This is a genomic window from Pelosinus sp. IPA-1, from assembly GCF_030269905.1.
GTDB lineage: Bacteria > Bacillota > Negativicutes > DSM-13327 > DSM-13327 > Pelosinus.
The window spans coordinates 165,229-185,924 of the sequence record NZ_BSVC01000007.1 but is presented as its reverse complement, the minus strand read 5'-3'; the positions used below and the strand labels follow the sequence as shown (position 1 = coordinate 185,924).

The following is a 20,696-nucleotide window of genomic DNA, read 5'->3' as shown; positions in this document are numbered from 1 at the left end:
GCAAGTATCCTGCTTAGCACTTTTGTATTCACCATTTTTTTGTTTATCGTCAGTAAATCCTATACGTTTTTAAAAAATCCTGCAGATGACAACTAAAAACGTATGTATACAATCACGTCGAAAACAGGTATACTAGGGCATACTGATAAATGTAATAGGGAGACATAACTAATGCTATTTCGCAAGAAAAAAGTATATGAAGATATTTATAAATGGCGTCGTCATAATAATGGTACGTGCTTTTATTGTTATGAGGATAAACCAGTAGCAGTCCCATTAGTTGGGGATAAAGGAATTTGCCAAGAATGTCTTGACCATTTTAAAGTTGGACATGCTGGCACAGATCGTCATGTCATCGCCCACCTTACAAAAGGGCTTCACAGCCATGAAGAAGCCGTTGAATGGTTAAAAAAACACGGTGTAAAGCTAGCACCGAATGGATCTAACGACAAGGCCCATTTTTATATGGCAATTAATAACCTTGGAACCTTTAATCACTATCATGATATTATTTATGGCAATGCGGACCTTAGTACCGTAAGTAGCGATACAGCTAAGAAAATAATGGATAGCTACAATGATATAGAAATATTTAATGATGGCAGTATTCGCATTATTTATTAATTTGACTGTCACCAATCAATAGGAGGAATCATTCGTGGAACATATACAAGATAATACTGTTAACCCTATCATTTTATGTGAAGCCTCTTTGATTGAAGAGATGAAGTTGGCCGTAGATGCCGAGAGATTACCTACTCAGTTTACCGCATTCGATGTAAAGAAATGGATGAAAAGTGATCAGATTACGAAATCCGACGGTACTCCTTATGATGAAATATCTACTGATTTATTACTAAACTATTCTAAACATACTCCGATAACCCGAAAGAGAAAACTAAAGGTGTTATATTCTAGCTCAAACTCACGGGTATTTTCATTTAACCCATTTTAACCTAAAAAAACTGGCTGCCGAGATGGCAGTCAGTTTTTTTACAAATTTATTTATTTCTTTGTAAGATACTTCCGAATATCTACGGCAACAGCAGCTACGATAATAAGACCTTTTATAATCAGCTGCCAATAAGGATTCATACCAACAAATGTCAAACCATAATTGATAACAGTAAAAATAACTACCCCGACTAAAATACCAGGTACAGTACCAATACCCCCTGTTGTCGAAACACCACCGACAACACAAGCCGCAATGGCATCTAGTTCGTACATGTTGCCATAATTGTTTGTAGCACCACCTGTTCTTGCTGCTTCCAACACACCAGCAAATCCATAAAGCGCTCCAGCAATTGCATAAATCAAAACTAAGTTAAGACCTACATTAATACCCGAAACGGTTGCTGCATTCATATTACCACCGATGGCATACATGTTTTTCCCTAGTTTTGTTTTGTTGAAAATAACCCAAACTATAAAGGCTACTACTAATGCTATGAGAACTATGTAAGGTATCGAATAAGGACCAGTACCAAAAGACCCTGAACCAATCGTAGTAAAATCGGATCTTAATCCGCCAATTGGCTGAGATTCGTTGGGTTTCATATCAAAATAAATCGAGTTTACGCCATAAACCATTACATAAGTTCCTAACGTTGCAATAAAAGGTGGCACACTGAATTTTGCTACAATCCACCCATTTAGTAAACCAACAATAAGGCCACCGAGTATAGCAATAACAATTGGTATCCAAATTGGAAGTTGAGGTAAGTCAGGAAAAAATCTTCGAGAATAATCTGCAACTTGCAGCATAGAGCCTGATAATACTGCTGCTAAACCAACAACACGCCCTGCAGAAAGGTCGACACCTGCCGTTATCAAAACAAAACCAGCCCCAAGGGCGATAATTACCCGAGTAGAAGATTGCATTAAAATATCACGCAAGGTATTTATCGATAAAAAATTTGAATTATACACGGCAATTGCTACAATCAGCACAAGCAAAACACCATATATTGCATATTGCAATAAGAACTCATTCATTTTCTTTGTATCAAAGTTCATTTTTGGACCCTCCCTTGTGTTTACGACATGTATAATGTTGCATGACGCATGATTTCCCGCTCTGTAGCATTCTTTTGATCAATAATTCCAGTAAGCCGTCCTTCGCACATTACCATAATTCTGTCAGACATCCCTAATATCTCAGGCATTTCTGAAGAAATCATAATGATGCTCTTGCCTTGCTTAGCCAGTTCAGCAATAATCGTATAGATTTCAAACTTTGCGCCAACATCAATACCACGAGTTGGTTCATCAAGAAGCAGTATATCAGGATTCATTAGAAGCCAACGGCCTAATAAGACTTTTTGTTGGTTTCCACCTGATAAATTTTTAATTAACTCTCTAACTGAAGGCGTTTTTACTCGAAGCCTTTCAGCACTCTTAACTGCATCTTCTTTCATCTTCTGTTCATCAAGCAAGAAATAAGGTGTCTGGTAAGCATCAAGGTTAGCAATTGCCGTGTTTTCCGTTATGGGTAACACGGGGAATATGCCCGTTACTCGACGCTCCTCTGTAAGCAAGGCTATTTTATGTCTTTTTGCGTCAGCTGGTGATTTGATTTTAATCTCTTTACCATTAAGAATAAATTTTCCTGACGCTATTGCACGCAATCCAAAGATTGCCTCAATTAACTCTGTACGTTGTGCTCCTACAAGACCACCAACCCCTAATACTTCTCCTTTTCGAAGATCAAAAGTTACGTTTTTAAAGGAACGTGGATTTGGTGACGTTAGATTCTCAACTCGCAGTACAACTTCGCCAGGTACATTTGTACGTTCAGGAAAGCGTTGCGTTAGGTCACGTCCAACCATTTTAGAAATAATAAGATCCGTAGTCAACTCTGCTGCGTTCCAGGTACCAATATACTTACCATCACGCATAATGGTTACCTCATCCGATATTTGGAGAATTTCTTCCATTTTATGAGATATATAAATGATAGAAACTCCTCTTTTTCGTAGATCACGTATAATCTTAAACAGCTGCTCTACTTCAGTACCAGTCAATGAAGAGGTTGGTTCATCCATTACGATAATTTTTGAATTGAAAGATACGGCTTTAGCAATTTCTATAGACTGTATTTTAGATACGGATAAGGTTTTAACTAATGCGTTCGGATTGATGTCAATTTCAAGTTGCTCAAACAAAGCGGTTGTATCAGCATACATTTTTTTATGGTCCACGAATTGAAAAGGCCCAATACCTTTCATTGGAAAACGTCCAAGCCATACATTTTCCATAACATCCCTATGAGGGATGGGATGCAATTCCTGATGAATCATGGAAACTCCATAATTTAGGGCATCCTTAGAATTATGAATATCTAGTTTCTGTCCATTTAAAATGATTTCACCAGCATCCTGCTTGTATATCCCAAAAAGACATTTCATTAATGTAGACTTTCCTGCACCATTTTCCCCCATCAAGGCGTGAACAGTACCAGGCCTTACTTTAAGTGTCACATCATCTAGGGCCTTTACCCCAGGAAACTCTTTAGAGATATGATTCATTTCAAGTAAAAAATTTGTTTCTGTCATTTTTTAGCGCCTCTCTTTCTCTTGAAGGCTTTTACTACTTCATTAAATAGAATGGCAAGGTACAACGTGAGCTACATTGGCCCTTGCCATTTCTAACTACAGTTCTACTGAATCTTAGGTAAGTCCAAAAATTACTTAGCTTCGTTCATATTTTCTTTTGTAATTTTCTTATAATCAATCCATACATATTTACCATCAGTAATGGTATAACCAGTGTTCTCTTTTGTCGGTGTCTGACCATCAGCTAATACATTTGCAAGATTAAAAGTTGCTTTACCTTGGTTATTAGCATCGTTTAAAACTGTTCCAAACAAAGTACCTTCTTCTAAAGCTTTCAAAGCTGGAGCAGTAGCATCAACACCTACTACAGGCATATATTTTCCATCTTTAAAATATCCTTTAGCTTTCAATGCTTCAATAGCACCAAGAGCCATGTCATCATTATTTGCTAATACGACATCGATTTTTCCTTCATTTGCTGCTAAGAAAGCTGCCATTTTTTCTTGACCTTTTACACGATCCCACATAGCAGTATCTTCAGCCACTTTTTCAACCTTCATGCCAGCATCTTCGATTGCTTTAATGGCAAATTTAGTGCGCATTTCAGCATCTTGGTGACCTGGTTCACCTTTGAGCATAACATAGTGAATTACGCCATCTTTTGTAGGATGAGCTTTGAAATAGTCGACAACTAATTGTCCTTCCATAATCCCTGATTGCTCAGCTTTAGCGCCTACATAGAAAACTTTATCCCATTTTTTCATATCTTCTGGAAGAGGTTCACGGTTTAAAAATACTACAGGAATATTAGCAGCTTTTGCTTTATCAACAATTACGCCAGCTGCATTACGATCAACTGGATTAATAGCAAGTGCTTTTGCTTTTTTGTTAATAAATAAGTCAACCTTGTCATTCTGGGTAGGCTGTGAATTTTGGCTATCAACGATTTCTAATTGAGCCTTGCCTTCGGCAGCCTTAGAAATAGCACTGCGTACACCACTCATAAAGGTATCATCAAATTTGTAGATCGCAACACCAATTAAGTTCTTACCACCTTTACTTGCATCCCCAGCAGCAGGTGGTGTTGAGCTTGAACATCCAGCTACCAATGCCCCCGCTAACAACGTTGAAATCAAGAGTCCCTTCCAATTCTTTTTCACAGATTAACCCTCCTCAAATAATTTATGTGGAATATTACATATTATAAAACGTTGCGACCACCTGAATATAATGACTATAAACAGGCTACTTTAACTGTTTTATAATAATGCCACCATAGTGAACTACCGTTGTCCAAGCCATATTGACTCTGTAATCTCAGCAAACACAATGTCAGCTGCACCTTTTAGTGTATTTTCGGTAGTTGTCGTCAAAAAGCTGATTTCTAGTACACTGCTACAGCTTTCGAAGGATCTGTCTTTTACGATCTGTCTAACTATATCTTCAATATACTGGCGTCCTCTAACGATTCCACCGCCAATAATGACAATTTCAGGATTAAAAATGTTAACAAAATTCGCGATGCCAATCCCCAAATAGCGGGCTACCTTTCCTAACATACGAATTGCCAATTCATCTTTGGCATCTGCAGCCTGATAAATAGTTTCAGGAGTAACATTTGCTAAATTTCCGTCTACTAAATCGTAAATCAATGATTCTTGCCCTTCTTTTATTGCTTTGACTACCATGTCAACTAAAGCATTTTCAGAAGCTAGTGATTCTAAACATCCATAGTTACCACAACTGCATATTGGCCCAGCTACATCAATCGTAGTATGACCCACTTCACCAGCACTGTCATTTACACCTCGATAAAGTGCACCATTAAATATAATGCCACCACCAATACCATGACTGACTTTCAATAGAATCATACTATTGGCTTCTTTTACCGAGCCATAATAGTACTCACCATTACTTAATGCTTTTACATCATTTTCAATAAATGCAGGTAAACCAATTCTTTCTTCAATAATGTCCTTAAGCGGCGCATTCTTCCAACCAATATTAGGAATAAATACTGCTACTCCATCTCGTATTCGAACTGGACCTCTAACAACGACTCCTACAGCAAGTACTGGAATTTTCGCCATGTTTTGGCAGGCAATAATGATATCCATCATAATCTCAAGAACGTCTTCCGGTTTTTTCCCCTTAATACTTCTATGGTCTTCCCATTGTATTTGAAACTCAGGATCAATCACATAACCTATCATCTGTTCCGAACGAACGTAAATAATAATTACAGTAGCAAGCAAATTATTAATCTTTAATAACAAAGGCCTGCGACCACCGCTAGACTCACCAATACTATCTTCTACGATTAACCCCAAATCCAAAAGTTTGGTAGTGATATTAGTAACTGTAGGAGGGGTCAATCCTGTCATTTTCGCGATTTCCACTCTTGATATGGGGCCCTGACGACGAATCACATTCATCGTCTGCTCATCATTACTGCTGCCTATTTTAAACGTATTTGTTATGACATTTTCCACTATATCCCCTACCTTATTAGCACACCATGAGAAAACACCTTATTTTCCAGCTTTATATTATAGCCTAGGCTTCAACTCCGGTATCTCCATAATCAATCGACAAATTTCTGTGCTAGAATGTCAAAATAGTAATAAGAATTCCTAAATTTAGAATATTTTAATTATTTTTTTTACTCACATTAATTTTTAACATCTAATAATCTCACACCATCGACAATACTCGCTACATAAAAATCGGGTAATAAGCCTGTTGTTTTTTGATATTCTTGAGCTACGACAACTTTAAATTGCTCTATATTACATGTTGCTACCAAAGCAATAGCACAGCCACCAAAGCCAGCCCCCGTCATACGAGCCCCAATACACCCTTTTGCTAAAAGAGCATTCTCAACAATGCAATCCAATTCTACTCCCGTAACCTCATAATCAGTTTTTAGCGAGTTATGCGACTGGGTCATAAGATTTGCAAAGCCAACGATATCACCTTTATCTAACAGTTCAACTGCTAACCGTACCCTATTATTTTCCGATATAACATGGCTTGCTCTACGGCGCAATACATCATTTTCTACATATTTGTCTATCTCTGACATAGAAACTTGACAAAGACTTTCAACCTGCCGATGCTTCTTTATGATGTCAACTACCTGTTCGCACTCATCACGACGCTCATTATATTTGGATTCTGCTAATTCTCGTTTCTTATTTGTATTCATTATAACCAAGCTGTATTCTCCCAAAGCAAAGGGAGTATACTTATAATGTAATGTATTGCAATCCAGTAATATTGCAACGTCTTTTTTACCCATGGCCACGGCAAATTGATCCATAATACCGCAGTTAACTCCAATGAATTGATTCTCCACCTTCTGAGTAAATTTCGCAATGGCCACCTTGTCAATATCCCTCTCGCCATCAGCATAACGCAACATAAACGTTACTAATACCAGCAAGGCCGCTGAAGAAGAAAGACCCGCCCCATCAGGGAGATCGCCTGAAAATAATATATCGCAACCTTTTAATAAATGTCCATCATCTAACAGCTGTTTAATAACCCCTTTAGGATAATTAGCCCAGCCATCTTCTGGCTTATATACAATTGGTTCTGCCAAATTAATAGTAACACTTTGTGAAGCATTCGTGGATTTTAGTTGAATGAATCGATCAGCGCGAAACCGCAAGGCACCATATATCCCCAAAGATAGAGCTGCGGGAAATACATAACCACCATTATAGTCAATGTGTTCACCAATTAAATTAACCCTGCCAGGAGAAAAAAAATACTGCACTGGCCCCTGCTCGCTTCTTTCACTATATTTTTCTTTAAAGAGACCTTTAAAACGAAGAATATCCATTTTCAATCCCCTCCTGCTATCTTTCGCGAAACGTAACCTCCACATGGAAATATCATAAATGTACTATATATTTACTATTACTTTTTTAAGCATTTTATTAAGTTAAATAATGTATTCGCCTTTATTTTATAAATTCCTTTCTGAATCAAAAAATTTTTCAGTTTTTTCCATCAACTTTTTTATGATTAAAAAGAACTTGGCTTTTTTGCCAAGTTCTTGGATTTATATACTATTTACTTTTTAAAATTTCATCAATTTTCGCTAATTCTTCGGAGCTGAAATCGAGATACTGTAATGCTCCTACGCAGTCATCAATTTGACTTACCTTGCTAGCCCCAATCAAAACAGATGTCATCTGCTTCTTACGAAGCACCCAAGCCAAAGCCATTTGAGCCATGCTCTGCCCTCTTTTTTCAGCAATTTGATGTAACGACCGAACTTTAAAGAGTAATTCTTCTGTAATATCTTCTGACTTTAAAAAAACACTTTGACTCGCTACTCGAGAATCTTCCGGTATGCCATGTAGATAACGATTAGTAAGTACACCTTTTCCTAAAGGAGAAAAAGCAATACAACCAACACCAGCATCTTCCAAAACGTCTAATAATCCTTCCTCAATCCACCGATCTAACATAGAATACCGAGGCTGATGAATGAGGCAAGGTGTGCCTAACCTTTTAAGAATTGCAAATGCTTCTCGTGCTTGTTCATGCTTGTAATTGGACAAACCAACATACAGTGCTTTACCTTGGCGCACAAGTAAATCTAAGGCTCCCATTGTCTCTTCTAAAGGAGTTTCAGCATCTGGGCGGTGATGGTAAAATATATCAACATAATCAAGTCCCATTCGCTTTAAGCTTTGATCTAGGCTCGCAACAAGATATTTCTTAGAGCCAAAATCCCCATAAGGACCAGGCCACATAGTGTATCCTGCCTTCGTAGAAATAATCATTTCATCCCTATGACGTCTAAAATCATCGTGTAGAATTCTTCCAAAAGTTTCTTCAGCCGATCCAGGAGGAGGACCATAATTATTGGCAAGATCATAATGTGTAATTCCTAAATCGAACCCCCGCCGTACCATGGCTCGACTATTTTCATAAATGTTCACATCACCAAAATTGTGCCAAAGCCCCAAGGAAATTGCCGAAAGCTTTAATCCGCTATTCCCACAATAATTATACTTCATTTCATCATATCTTTCACCACGTGCTGCATATACCATCTGCCTTACCCCCTTATTTATTTTTTCTTATCCCCAGAGAAAACCAAACACCCTCTGCATTAAATCAAAATACAAAATTACACCGATAATAAGTAATACACCACCTGCTATACGGTGCAGTAAAGGCAGCCACCTAGCGATCTTTCCCATTTTAAAAAAGTAGTTTTTAATTAATACAGATACTAATAAAAAGGGCACTGAAAATCCCATTGCATAGACAAATAAGAGCAGTGCTCCTTCTTTAAGACTAGTATTCACACTGGCGTACAACAAAATCGATGCTAGAATAGGCCCTGTACAAGGAGTCCATCCTGCAGTGAAAGCAACTCCCAAAATAAACGCACCAATCGGACCTTGCAATGTATTCTTTAATAAGGGGCGGTATTCTCGTTCCAACCAACTTACTTTTAAAATCCCTAGCAAATGCATTCCCATAAGTACCATAAAAAAGGCACCTACTTGACGAATTAATTGCTGATAAACAAGAAAAACTTGTCCAAAATAGGAAGCAGTCGCACCCATCACAACAAAGACTAAAATAAATCCGCAAAAAAAGCAACTGGCATGTAAAAGAAAATGCCAATTATCCCCTTCCTTGCTTTCCACCCCTGTTTCCTGCCTACCTGCACCAGTTAAAAAGGCAGTATAGGTAGGCAAAACAGGTATTACACATGGTGATAGAAAGGAAAGAAAACCTGCGATAAACGCAGTGAGTAAGCTAACATGATTTTGGTCCATTTCCTAATCTCCTACATACTGTTTATGACACCATCTAATTCATTCATGGTCATAGCACCTGATTGTCGATGCTTTATAATTCCGTTTTTATCAATAATAATCGTAGTAGGGATCGCAGCAACTTGAAATTGCTTGGCCACAATACCATCTTTATCTAATAAGACAGGCATAGTGTATTTACTTTTATTCATGAATTCACTTACTTTTCCATTAGACTCTTGCAGATTAATTGCATAAAAATTTATTTTCTGCTGATTTTTCTTGGCAAATAGATCTAACTCAGGCATTTCTTCCTGACAAGGTGGGCACCATGTAGCCCAAAAGTTAATTACCGTAATTTTGCCAGGCTGCCCTACCGTAACCTTATCACCTTCCAAACTAGTAAGAGTAAATACTGGAGAGTTTTTCCCCACCCTTACACCAATATTAGATGACGCCTGTGGTTTTTGAACCTCTGGTTCAGAGTTTTTTACATATAAGAATCCTACAACTACTAGAGCAATTCCTACTATAACTGCGAAAAGTTTTCTACCCACGTTATCACCTCCAGTTACCTCTATTATTTCTTTGTTTGTTTAATAACCATATTTTGTTATACTATAGATACTATCAAAATACTACGTTTATTTTATTACTAGGAGGCATATATGCACCAATATCTTTTCTTTATCGGAGATTTCCCAATCAGGGCCTATGGATTAATCCTGAGCCTGAGCATCATTTTAGCTACAGGTACAGCCTACTTTTTAGCGAAACAAGATGGCCGTTGGCATGATCATGTTGTTGATATAGGCATTTATGGAGGCTTATCCGGAATTGTTGGCGCCCGCTTATGGGACGTCTTCTTCTTCGACTGGGGCTACTACCAAAACCATCTATTAGAAATTCCCTTTGTATGGCAAGGAGGAATGGCGATTCAAGGCGGCATCCTCCTAGGATTTATTGCGGGTTACATCTATACCAAACGCCATAATATTGATACTTGGGCATTTGCTGACATTGTAGCTCCGGCTATTATCATGGGACAATCCATCGGACGTATGGCAAACTTACTAAATGGCGATGCATTTGGTCATCCGACAGGCGGTCCTTTTGGTATTATTTACCCGGCAACCACTTTGGCCTATCAAGTATATGGAAACCAGCCCCTTTGGCCTGCCGAAGTTTGGGAAGGGCAAATTGATATTATTATTTTTGTCTTGCTCTTACTATTTCGCACTACCAATCATGCTAAAGGCCAAGTATTCATCCTCTATACTATTTTATACTCCATTGCACGCTTTTTCTTAGAATTCTTGCGCGGTGATTATGGCACATTACTTTGGGGCTTAAAGTCAGCCCAATTGACGAGTTTAGCCATTATATTGATCGGCAGTGCTTTCTTTATATGGTGTGGTGTTAAGAAAAATCAGCCCCCCAAAAAAAGTAAAGGTAAAAGATAATTATTATCATTTATTCTATACTATCTAACGAAATTGTCAATCTCAGACAATACTATTTTCTAAGAAATACGGCCTCAAAACCATTTGGTTTTGAGGCCGTATTTCTTTATGAAGTCAACGCGATTTTTATATTATTTTTCGTACACAGCGATCAATTCAATTTCTACGCTTACATCCCGTGGTAATCTAGCTACTTGTACACAAGCACGTGCTGGCGGTTCACTTTTGAAATACTCAGCATAAATCTTGTTCATGGCAGCGAAATCTTCCATATCCTTTAAGAAGACACCGGTTTTCACTACATTATCAAAACCTAAACCTTCTTTTTCTAAAATAGCCTTTAAGTTGTTAAGCACTTGATACGTTTGAGATTCAATCCCACCATAAACAATTTGTCCTGTCATTGGATCTAAAGGTATTTGTCCTGAAACAAATAAAAAACCATTCGCCTTAATAGCCTGCGAGTAAGGGCCAATGGCCTGGGGCGCAAAATCCGTATTCACTACTGTCTTCATAATAGAGCCTCCCTTGGCATTTTTTCATCCATTATATTATTTTCGTTACTCAAGAAAAAAATCCTGTAAATTTCCATAAAAATCTATACTTTTTGAAATAATTACCTATAGTTTATCCATGGCTAGCAATAGCCCATATAAAAGAGCCTGGGGGCGAGGTGGACAGCCAGGTACATAAATATCAACAGGCAGCACTTTATCAACCGCCCCGCACATCGCATAACTACTACCAAAAACCTGGCCACTAGCCGCGCAGGCTCCAACTGCCATAACCAGATTAGGGGTCGGCATAGCTTCATATGTCATTAATAGCGCTTGCTTTAAATTCCGTGTCACCACACCTGTCACCATAAGCATATCTGCATGTCTTGGTGAAGCTACAAAATCAATTCCGTACTGTTGCAGGTCATAAAAGGGGTTGCTCAAAGCATTCATCTCAAAATCACAAGCATTACAAGAACCCGCATCCACATGTCTGATATGCAAGGAGCGACCAAATATAGACTGAATCTTTCTACCTAATAGTGTACCTATATTTGCCGTGATGCTAGAACAGGTGGCTAATTTATACTTGCTCGTATACTTTAGCTGCTCTGCTTCACAGCTTTCTACACACCGGCCGCAAAATATGCAAGCCTTATGATCAATTGTCAAAGAGCCAGCTTGTTCACGAATGGCTTTTGTCGGGCAACTAGTAATGCATCGGCGGCAATTTTTACATTCACCCTTTTCTATAGTGATTTGGCCACGAAAACGAACTGGGACTTTTCCCTTATCATAATCCTCCGTTACAATACCAGTGGACATAATTTTTTTTAATATATGTATCATTTTCTACCACCCCTAACGATCCAAACATGCATAGCATAATTCAAAACTCTTATTAATGAGTGGAAAATCTGGAATAATATTACCAGGTGCAGCTATAACTACTGCCGGCCAATTCGGATAGGAGGCTGACCTAATAAAATGACGATATATTGTATTATTTTCGCCTATCATGATCCAGTGAAAATTACTCCCCCGTGCCGATTCACTCCAGCCTATCCCACTGCTATAAGGTGTAATCTTTGGTAACGAAATACTAAGTCCTTTTGGTATATCGGGCATATAATCCAGAACTTGCTTAATTATTTCTATCGATTGCTCTACTTCTTCTTTCCTAACCCATAAACGAGCTGCTACATCCCCCTGACTATATATTGGTACTTTGAAATCTAAATCATTATATAATGAATAGCTATAGTCTCTTCTCATATCTATATCAATTCCCGAAGCTCTTGCGGCCACACCAACTGCACCTAAATCAGAGGCAGCTTTACGAGTCAGTATACCTGTATTTTCGACTCTGTCTAAAAAGGCACTGTTATCCTTTAATAATCCAATTAAATCCTTAAATTCTCCACTTAACTGCTCTAAGGTGTTTCGTATATCCCAAGCTAAATCTGTTGTTAATTCCATACTCACACCACCAGGTATTATCATACCTCTCAGAAAGCGATTACCGGTAATTCTTTCATTCAGCCTCATTAATATTTCCTTTAACCTAGATCCATGACTAATTCCTACAGCAAAACCTACTCCAGCACACAAATTACCAATATCGCCTACATGATTGTACAGACGTTCTAACTCTGCTACTACTACCCTTATTACTTCTGCACGTTCAGGGATTTTTATATTGGCTATAGATTCGATGCTTTGGGCATAGGACAAGGCATGGGATACACTGCAAGCGCCACAGATCCGTTCTGCCGCGAAGGCAGCCATCTCTATAGGCAAGCCTTCTACTGACTTTTCAATGCCTCGATGAGTAAAGAATAATTTTGCATCTAAATGAACAACCTGTTCACCCGATTGGCTAAACCGAAAGTGTCCTGGCTCAATAATACCTGCATGAATGGGTCCTACAGGCACTTCAAACACACCTTCCCCCTCTACTCCCACCATGTCGTACTTTTTATGTGCTTCAGGTACATGAAGATTTGTTGGAAAATCCTTACGCATAGGATAAAGGCCATTTGGCCAATTCTCATGCAATACTAGAGGACGCAGATCCGGATGTCCCATTGGCAGAATACCAAACAAATCATGTATTTCTCTTTCAAACCATGCAGCTGTTGAAAAAAAAAGTGTCAGGGAAGGGAATTCTAGTTTTTCCCCTTGTTTTAATACACCCTTAATTGCCTTAATCTGGCCCGCCCCAATAAAAATACAATAGATAGCAAAGCTTCCATGAATCATACGCTCATCATTGGCAAACATAGCAGTAAGCCCATACTCTCCCGTCCGGCATATGCTTCTTGCTTCTTTTACAAGATTAGAAGCAGCTACTTCTTGATACTCCATATCTATTCTCCCCCCATAATAACAGATGCAGCCTTAATTAATAGGGTATGCAACCAGAATGGAACATATAAACCTGTCACTATCATTAACCCTATAGAAAAGAAAATCGACCAAAGAGCTGGCTTGCCAACCTTTCCAACAGAAATATTGTGCCCTGGGTTACCAAAAACCATTTCTAAGCAGTAATACATCATACCTGCAAAAATACCCGCCAGTAAGAATAATACTCCTGCCCCTAACCAAAACCGTCCATCATTAAAAGACGCCCAAATAATAGTGAATTTACTTATAAAAAGGCTAAAAGGAGGAGTACCTGTAATGGCCAAGATACTTATGATAAATAAGGTTCCTACTAACGGCATAGTGCGAATGAGCCCTCGAATACGCATAATATGTTTTGTTTTGTACTCCTGCGTAATTATCCCAGCTAGGTAAAACAAAGTAGATTTAGCAATCGCATGATTGATCACGTGGAGCAGAGCTCCATAAATTGCCAGAGGAGTAGAAATGCCGATACCGAGTAAAACAATCCCCATATGTTCTACGCTCGAATAGGCCAATAGTCGCTTTATATCATGCTGAACTAAGATAAAGGGAATAGCAATCCCAATGGAAAACAAGGCTAAACCAATTAATAGGTATTGTAAAAATTCATGATTCAAAACAGCTTGCACCACGATTAGGTTACGCACAATAGCATATATTGCACAACTTAAAAGCGCTCCTGATAATAAGCCGCTAATCGGCGATGGGGCTTGGCTGTGGGCATCAGGCAGCCAGGTATGCATTGGCGCTAACCCAGCTTTCGTCCCATATCCAATTAGTATAAAAATAAAGGCCAATTTTGTAATCGTTGGATCAAGCTTAGAGGCAATCGTTTTTAATTCTAACCAACTTAAAGCTTGCACATTTATACCTACCACATTAACCTGGGCGTAATACAAAAGAATGGTCCCAAGTAGTGCCAAACAAATCCCAACCGTACATACCATAACGTACTTCCAGGCTGCTTCTAAAGCCGATTGGTTAAAATAAAAGGCAACTAACAATGCGGATGCCAAGGTTGTAGCTTCCACTGCTACCCACATTAAGCCTAAATTTTCTACAACCAATACACTAATCATGGTAAAAATAAATACATTAAACAATCCATAGTACCGCTGGAGCATTTTAATCGTAATATGACCTTCCACTAATTCCTTTTCCATATAGGATAGGGAAAACACCATGGAAGTAAGCCCTAATGCTGCCACCACAGTTAGTAACACAGCACTTAGAGAATCAACATATAACAGCCCATTCAAAAATGCGCCTTGTGTACTAATACGAAAAACAATAACTGCTAATACGGAACTTGTCATGCTACTACCAACTAGATTTAAACTTTTTATTGTGACTACTTTATTCTGGAACATAGACAGTAATCCCGTTATCAACGGGAAAAACAAGGCCAATAGCAGTAACTCCCCCACAATATCATCCCTTTAATTTTTTTAATCTACTAATATCTGTCGACATACCTGACAACTTGAGTCGGTGTGTCAAAATTACCAGTACCACTACTGCTACTAATACATCAAAAAAAATACCCATTTCGATGATTAAAGGCAATCCTTTTGTGGCCGATAATCCCACCAAATAGATACCATTTTCCATCGTAATCAGTCCTACAATTTGCATAATCGCTTGCCTTCTCGTCATAATGATTAATAAACCAATTAAAGTCATAGCCAAGGCAGTGGCTAATGCATCACGACTATTTGCACCAGGTAAGGCTTGATCAATTAAGCCATAGGCTAACACAATAGCAATACAAGCCGTCACTGAAGAGGAGTTTACGTTTAAAATTGGATGATCCTCCCGCTCATACTGCAGCTTTTCAACAATATTCAACAAAGCATAGGGAATGAGGCCTACCTTTATAACTGCAGTGAGTATTGCAGCAACATACATATGAACTGCCCCTGCTTCTAGCCCATCTATCCCGCAGGCTAAAGCTACCATAAAAGACTGGATTAAAATAATAGTAACCGCTGTTTTTAGTCTAGATACACGGGTTAACAGCAACGATGTAACTAACAATATTATAATTAAAAAATTCACAGGCTCCTCCTTTCTCTTATACGAATAGAAGAATCAAAGAGTCTTAAACGTACGTTATCTCAAAAATAGCTGTTTTTTTATTGCGCTACTAAAGCTAATAGGGATAGTAAACAAGATACAGCTAAAAAATTCGGTACTTTAAATAAACGCATCTTATTTGTACTGATTTCAGCAAAGGCAATCCCTATCGATACTAACAATATTTTTCCTATTAACCCAATAACGCTAGCAGCACCTACTATATTCCATGGTAGAAATAAGATGACAAAAAGTAATATCATAATCATTTGTTTTATCGCTGCCGCCCAATGAATCAAAGCCAGCCTCCGGCCCGAATATTCTAATACCATACCTTCATGAATCATAGTTAATTCTAAATGAGTATCTGGGTTATCAACTGGAATACGTCCTGTTTCTGCAATAAGTACAATAAAAAAAGCAATTGCAGCAAAAATATAAGCCAAGGAAAAAGGATTATTTGCTGCACTACTTGACAATGCACCGAGACTGCTGGAATGGGCTTTGAAAGCTATAGTGCATATAGAAAGTAACATGGCTGGCTCAACCAGCACGGCAATAAACATTTCTCGCGCTCCGCCCATGCCACCAAAAGCACTACCTGCATCTAGTGATGCCAGTACTAAAAAAAACCGCCCCAATGCTAATAGATAGAGTAATGTAAATATATCACCAAAACCCCTGCCGGAAAAAATAAAGAGAGGCACTAAGGAACTAGCTGCCAGTACACCGGCAAAATAAATATAGGGTGCCCCTTTGAAGATCCAAGAAACAGTTGGCGATATTACACTATCTTTCTGAAGTAATTTCGCTATATCAAAGTAGGTCTGTAGAACTTTCGGACCACGTCTATTTTGCAACCTTGCTTTTATTTTTTTTATAATCCCTGCCAGCAAAGGTGCACATACTAAAATCCCCACAGATTGCAGTACACTAAAGAAAAAATCCATCATTTTTCACCACCTTGTACTCCAGATCAACACTACCACTGTTACGAACATAATATAGCCCACATACAACTGGACACTCCCCGTCTGAATGTTCTTCATAAAGGTTGCAGTTTTGATTATTCCTTCATTTATTGGTCGATAAACTAAAGATACAAAAACATATTGTATGCGTACCTGATATGACAATTCACGTCCATAATATTGACTACTGCTTCGATTTACCAAAGTCTCATCGTAAGAATGAACAATATTTTTAAATACCAGTCGTATTGATTTTGAAAAACCAGTAGCTGTATATTCCATACGGGGATTAGGCACAATTCCGCAGGTCCATGTCTCACTACCCGAAATCTTTTCTCGTTCCCAATTGCGATACAATACGTAGGCCAATAAACCTCCACCAGCTAAAATCAAACCAATCAGAGCTGTTGATATTCCCTCTCCTGCCCCTCTCTGTGCTAAAGGAATTTGATACCACACTTGATTACCTAGCATTGTCACATCTAAACTCGAAAAGGTTTGCAATGTTTTATGAAGTAACAGAAGCATGACTTGAGGCCATATCCCTAACAAGATGCATAAAACAGCTAACAATCCCATAGCGATCAACATAGTGGGTGCAGCCTCAACAGCTTCTTCCGCTTTTTTACTACGTGGTTTTGCCAAAAAAGTAATTCCGAAAGTTTGGACAAAACAAGCTGCAGCTAATGCTCCTGTCAAACCTAATAGGGCAATCAATGAAGCGCTACCTACTTTGCCAATAATACCTGTCAAGGCAAGTGGCAAACATAGCAAAGCCTGAAATGTCAGCCACTCACTGACAAAGCCATTTAATGGCGGCAACGCCGAAATAGCCACTGCAGCAACTAGAAAAAATCCTGCAGTATAAGGCATCCTCTTAATTAATCCGCCTAATTGTTCCATATTTTTAGTATGAGCTGATTGCAGCACTGCTCCAGCCCCCATAAAGGCGAGTGACTTAAATAAAGCATGGTTAACAACATGATACAATGCAGCGGTAAAAGCTAATCCAGCTAAAACAGGCTCATAGGAACTGATAAATACCATACCAGCACCCATTCCTAATAAAATAATCCCTATATTTTCAACACTGCTATAGGCCAACAATCTTTTCATGTCATGCTCAATAAAAGCATAAAGCACGCCTAAGACTGCCGTAATGCTGGCAATAACAAGAATAACTACGCCCCACCATACAGGTCCTATACCTAAGAAATCTAGAAAAAAACGGCACATACCATAAATTGCAGTTTTTAGCATAGCTCCAGACATTAATGCAGAAACATGACTAGGTGCCGCTGGATGAGCTCTTGGCAGCCAAATATGTAAAGGGACCATTCCTGCCTTCGTACCAAAACCGATAAGTACACAAATGAATACGATATTTTTCATAAAAGCATTTACTGAGTTGCCACTTAAATGCTCAAAATTCATACTGCCAGCCGCCACAGCTAATAATAAAAATGCCGTAATAATAAAAACCGTGCCAATATGAGTCATTAATATATAAATATAAGCCGACCTTGTATTCACTTTTTTTTCATATTCATGATTGACCAAGAAAAAGGATACTATGCTCATCAATTCCCAAGCAATTATAAAAGCAGCTACATGCTGGACTGTTAATACTAATACAATGGATAATAAAAATGCATTGTACAAACCTGCCATCAGCGGCAACCGGCACTCTTCATATTCACGACTATACCCGTAGGCATATAAGCTCGTAGCTACTCCAACCACTCCAACAACGAATAGAAAAAATGCTGACAAACCATCCACCTTGATTATCATTTCGCCAAAGGGCAGCAACACAGGCAAAGTAAATTTAAATTCCCCCTGAACAAAAACAAAAATTGCACATAGTATAGCCATGGCACACCCCATGAGCGCTATACTATGTGCAATATAATTTGTGTATTTCACATTCCTTCTAGTGAAAAAAGCCGACAATATGCCTGTGCTAAACAATAACAGCATTATAAGATACAAATCTCCTGCAATCATTAGCTCACCACCTTATCATACTAAGCTATAATAAGTATAGTATAACATAAAAAATGATTAAAGAAGTTAGAATAATCTGTATAATATATTTTTTTACGAAATAAGAAATTATAACAACTTTCTTATCTCATTATGAGTCTTTTGCTAATGCTTTTATGCAAGTAGACTTTGCTTTCCCTCCAGCTGCTACTTAGCAAACAGCTTCTCAGCCCACGCTAAGCCTGTCGGTGATACAGCCAATCCGCCTTGCGCCGTTTCTTTTAATGAACAAGACATACTATTACCAACTGACGCCATCGCATCAATCACTTCATCCACGGGTATTACACTCTCGACACCTGCTAATGCCATTTCAGCAGCTACCATTGCTTGCGCTGCCGCACCTGCATTGCGCTTTACACAAGGTACTTCCACTAAACCTGCTACAGGGTCACAGACCAATCCCAACATATTTTTTAACGTCATGGCCACTGCTTGCCCAACTTGATTCGGAGTACCACCATATAATTCTACCGCGGCACCAGCCGCCATAGCCGCTGCCGATCCACACTCAGCTTGACAGCCCCCCTCTGCTCCTGATAAAGAAGCTCGTGAAGCAATTACCATACCAATCGCTCCTGCTACAACTAAAGCCTTGGCAAGCTCTGCCATACTAAAATTTCGGGCTTCAGCCAAAGAAAAGAGCACCGCGGGCAAAGTACCACTAGCACCAGCAGTTGGTACGGCAACAATACGCCCCATGGAAGCATTTGCCTCTCCTACAGCCAAAGCGATCATAATGGCCTTAGACATCGCACTACCTACAATACTCTTATCCGCAAATGCCTCGCGATAAGATTCTATCTTTTTTCCATTACCGCCAACCAAGCCTCCCATAGATTTTACCCCTGTCAACCCCATCTCGATGGATTGTTGCATAACCTGTAACATTTCTTCCATACGCCCCATCAATACTGCTTCTTCTATTTCTAACTGTTTAACTTGAGCTGCTATGCAAAAATCACCGAAACTCTGATGATCTTGTGTTGCTAATTTAATCCATTCCTGCAAGGATAATTTCTCTTCCACTTTATTTCACCTCTACCATTTTAAAATTTATTACATCTACAGTTATTATACCAATTGGATGCGTCGCACCGATTGAATATGAGGTAATTTGCCAATCCCTTCATAAGTCCTATCATCAATGGGTTGATCTGTTTCCACAATCATCGCTGCCAAACCACCCTTTTCTTTCCGGAACACCTTCATCTGCGCAACATTTACACCTTGCGTAGATAAAATACTGGTCACTATAGCAATGGCACCAGGGCGATCGTAGTGCATTGTTAAAATAGTAGGGAAATCTCCACTAAATTCTACGGGAAAATCGTCTATACTCGTAATAACAACACGCCCCCCGCCAATTGACTTTCCTGTCACTACACACTGGTTCCCTCTAACACCCGTTAACCAAAATCGAACGGAATTGGGATGAGCAAAGTCACCTAACTGAATGGTTTTAAAAGAAATGGCAATACCTGCATCCTTTGCAACCTCAAATGATTTTGGAATACGTTCATCATCTGTCGCCCATCCTTGCAGTCCAGCTACCAAAGCCACGTCAGTACCGTGACCTCGATAGGTTTGGGCAAAGGAACCGTGTAAGCCAATCACAGCCTCTTTTACATCTTCCCCTAAAATTGATAATGCCAAATTCCCTAAACGAACTGCACCTGCAGTATGAGAACTAGAGGGGCCAATCATAACTGGACCTATTACATCAAAAATATTCATATTATATCTGTCTCCTTTAAGATGCCATCTATAATTATAAAACCACGAAATTCCATAGAAATTTACCTATTATTATAGTAGCATGTTTCCTCTCAGTGGACAATAACTCAAAACGTTTATATTTCCATTATATGCTATAATTTTA

General features: G+C 38.7%; 20 protein-coding genes. 3 read left to right on the top strand and 17 right to left on the bottom strand.

Features of this window, described 5'->3' with window-relative positions:
• Nucleotides 1-171 precede the first annotated feature (171 nt).
• Both QSJ81_RS17920 and QSJ81_RS17915 read left to right on the top strand, forming a co-directional pair.
• A complete protein-coding gene (locus tag QSJ81_RS17920; RefSeq protein ID WP_285718715.1) occupies nucleotides 172-624 on the top strand; it encodes a hypothetical protein in 453 nt (150 codons plus the stop codon).
• Between the two features lie 34 nt (nucleotides 625-658).
• Complete coding sequence (locus QSJ81_RS17915) at nucleotides 659-955, top strand: hypothetical protein (RefSeq protein WP_285718714.1); 297 nt, start codon at nucleotides 659-661, stop codon at nucleotides 953-955.
• A 50-nt stretch (nucleotides 956-1,005) separates the two neighbouring features.
• On the opposite strand, the gene mglC is transcribed toward QSJ81_RS17915, so the two are convergent.
• The 8 genes from mglC to QSJ81_RS17875 all read right to left on the bottom strand — a co-directional run bounded on the left by mglC (nucleotide 1,006) and on the right by QSJ81_RS17875 (nucleotide 9,906).
• Complete coding sequence (mglC, locus tag QSJ81_RS17910; RefSeq protein WP_285718713.1) at nucleotides 1,006-2,019, bottom strand: galactose/methyl galactoside ABC transporter permease MglC; 1,014 nt, start codon at nucleotides 2,017-2,019, stop codon at nucleotides 1,006-1,008.
• 20 nt (nucleotides 2,020-2,039) lie between these two features.
• Nucleotides 2,040-3,557, bottom strand: a complete 1,518-nt coding sequence (locus tag QSJ81_RS17905; protein WP_285718712.1) for a sugar ABC transporter ATP-binding protein — start codon at nucleotides 3,555-3,557, stop codon at nucleotides 2,040-2,042.
• 131 nt (nucleotides 3,558-3,688) lie between these two features.
• A complete protein-coding gene (locus tag QSJ81_RS17900) occupies nucleotides 3,689-4,717 on the bottom strand; it encodes a galactose ABC transporter substrate-binding protein (protein ID WP_285718711.1) in 1,029 nt (342 codons plus the stop codon).
• A 123-nt stretch (nucleotides 4,718-4,840) separates the two neighbouring features.
• A complete protein-coding gene (locus QSJ81_RS17895) occupies nucleotides 4,841-6,052 on the bottom strand; it encodes an ROK family transcriptional regulator (protein ID WP_285718710.1) in 1,212 nt (403 codons plus the stop codon).
• Between the two features lie 179 nt (nucleotides 6,053-6,231).
• Nucleotides 6,232-7,407, bottom strand: coding sequence for a galactokinase (locus tag QSJ81_RS17890; RefSeq protein ID WP_285718709.1), 1,176 nt, complete (start codon nucleotides 7,405-7,407; stop codon nucleotides 6,232-6,234).
• A 229-nt stretch (nucleotides 7,408-7,636) separates the two neighbouring features.
• Complete coding sequence (mgrA, locus tag QSJ81_RS17885) at nucleotides 7,637-8,632, bottom strand: L-glyceraldehyde 3-phosphate reductase (RefSeq protein ID WP_285718708.1); 996 nt, start codon at nucleotides 8,630-8,632, stop codon at nucleotides 7,637-7,639.
• Nucleotides 8,633-8,659: 27 nt separating this feature from the next.
• A complete protein-coding gene (locus QSJ81_RS17880) occupies nucleotides 8,660-9,370 on the bottom strand; it encodes a cytochrome c biogenesis CcdA family protein (protein ID WP_285718707.1) in 711 nt (236 codons plus the stop codon).
• 11 nt (nucleotides 9,371-9,381) lie between these two features.
• Nucleotides 9,382-9,906 (bottom strand): TlpA family protein disulfide reductase, encoded by a 525-nt coding sequence (locus QSJ81_RS17875; RefSeq protein ID WP_285718706.1) that lies wholly within the window; start codon nucleotides 9,904-9,906, stop codon nucleotides 9,382-9,384.
• 111 nt (nucleotides 9,907-10,017) lie between these two features.
• Between QSJ81_RS17875 and lgt the strand changes: the two genes are divergently transcribed.
• A complete protein-coding gene (gene lgt / locus QSJ81_RS17870; protein ID WP_285718705.1) occupies nucleotides 10,018-10,812 on the top strand; it encodes a prolipoprotein diacylglyceryl transferase in 795 nt (264 codons plus the stop codon).
• Between the two features lie 131 nt (nucleotides 10,813-10,943).
• Here lgt and QSJ81_RS17865 read toward each other — a convergent pair whose 3' ends face one another.
• From QSJ81_RS17865 to sdaAB, 9 genes are all read right to left on the bottom strand, one after another.
• Nucleotides 10,944-11,327 (bottom strand): RidA family protein, encoded by a 384-nt coding sequence (locus tag QSJ81_RS17865; RefSeq protein WP_285718704.1) that lies wholly within the window; start codon nucleotides 11,325-11,327, stop codon nucleotides 10,944-10,946.
• Between the two features lie 105 nt (nucleotides 11,328-11,432).
• Nucleotides 11,433-12,158 (bottom strand): NADH-quinone oxidoreductase subunit B family protein, encoded by a 726-nt coding sequence (locus QSJ81_RS17860; RefSeq protein ID WP_285718703.1) that lies wholly within the window; start codon nucleotides 12,156-12,158, stop codon nucleotides 11,433-11,435.
• Nucleotides 12,159-12,170: 12 nt separating this feature from the next.
• Nucleotides 12,171-13,676, bottom strand: coding sequence for an NADH-quinone oxidoreductase subunit D-related protein (locus QSJ81_RS17855; RefSeq protein WP_285718702.1), 1,506 nt, complete (start codon nucleotides 13,674-13,676; stop codon nucleotides 12,171-12,173).
• Between the two features lie 2 nt (nucleotides 13,677-13,678).
• The gene (locus QSJ81_RS17850) at nucleotides 13,679-15,148 is read right to left on the bottom strand and encodes a hydrogenase 4 subunit F (protein ID WP_285718701.1); all 1,470 of its coding nucleotides are present in this window, start codon (nucleotides 15,146-15,148) and stop codon (nucleotides 13,679-13,681) included.
• Nucleotides 15,149-15,152: 4 nt separating this feature from the next.
• The gene (locus tag QSJ81_RS17845; protein ID WP_285718700.1) at nucleotides 15,153-15,779 is read right to left on the bottom strand and encodes a hydrogenase; all 627 of its coding nucleotides are present in this window, start codon (nucleotides 15,777-15,779) and stop codon (nucleotides 15,153-15,155) included.
• A gap of 77 nt (nucleotides 15,780-15,856) precedes the next feature.
• Nucleotides 15,857-16,750 carry a respiratory chain complex I subunit 1 family protein gene (locus QSJ81_RS17840; RefSeq protein ID WP_285718699.1) on the bottom strand — a complete coding sequence of 298 codons (894 nt, stop codon included), beginning with the start codon at nucleotides 16,748-16,750 and terminating at the stop codon, nucleotides 15,857-15,859.
• A 3-nt stretch (nucleotides 16,751-16,753) separates the two neighbouring features.
• A complete protein-coding gene (gene hyfB, locus QSJ81_RS17835) occupies nucleotides 16,754-18,775 on the bottom strand; it encodes a hydrogenase 4 subunit B (RefSeq protein WP_285718698.1) in 2,022 nt (673 codons plus the stop codon).
• 186 nt (nucleotides 18,776-18,961) lie between these two features.
• Nucleotides 18,962-19,843: an L-serine ammonia-lyase, iron-sulfur-dependent, subunit alpha gene (gene sdaAA / locus QSJ81_RS17830; RefSeq protein ID WP_285718697.1), complete on the bottom strand. Its 882-nt coding sequence runs from the start codon at nucleotides 19,841-19,843 to the stop codon at nucleotides 18,962-18,964.
• A gap of 45 nt (nucleotides 19,844-19,888) precedes the next feature.
• Complete coding sequence (sdaAB, locus tag QSJ81_RS17825) at nucleotides 19,889-20,551, bottom strand: L-serine ammonia-lyase, iron-sulfur-dependent subunit beta (RefSeq protein ID WP_285718696.1); 663 nt, start codon at nucleotides 20,549-20,551, stop codon at nucleotides 19,889-19,891.
• Nucleotides 20,552-20,696: the final 145 nt, after the last annotated feature.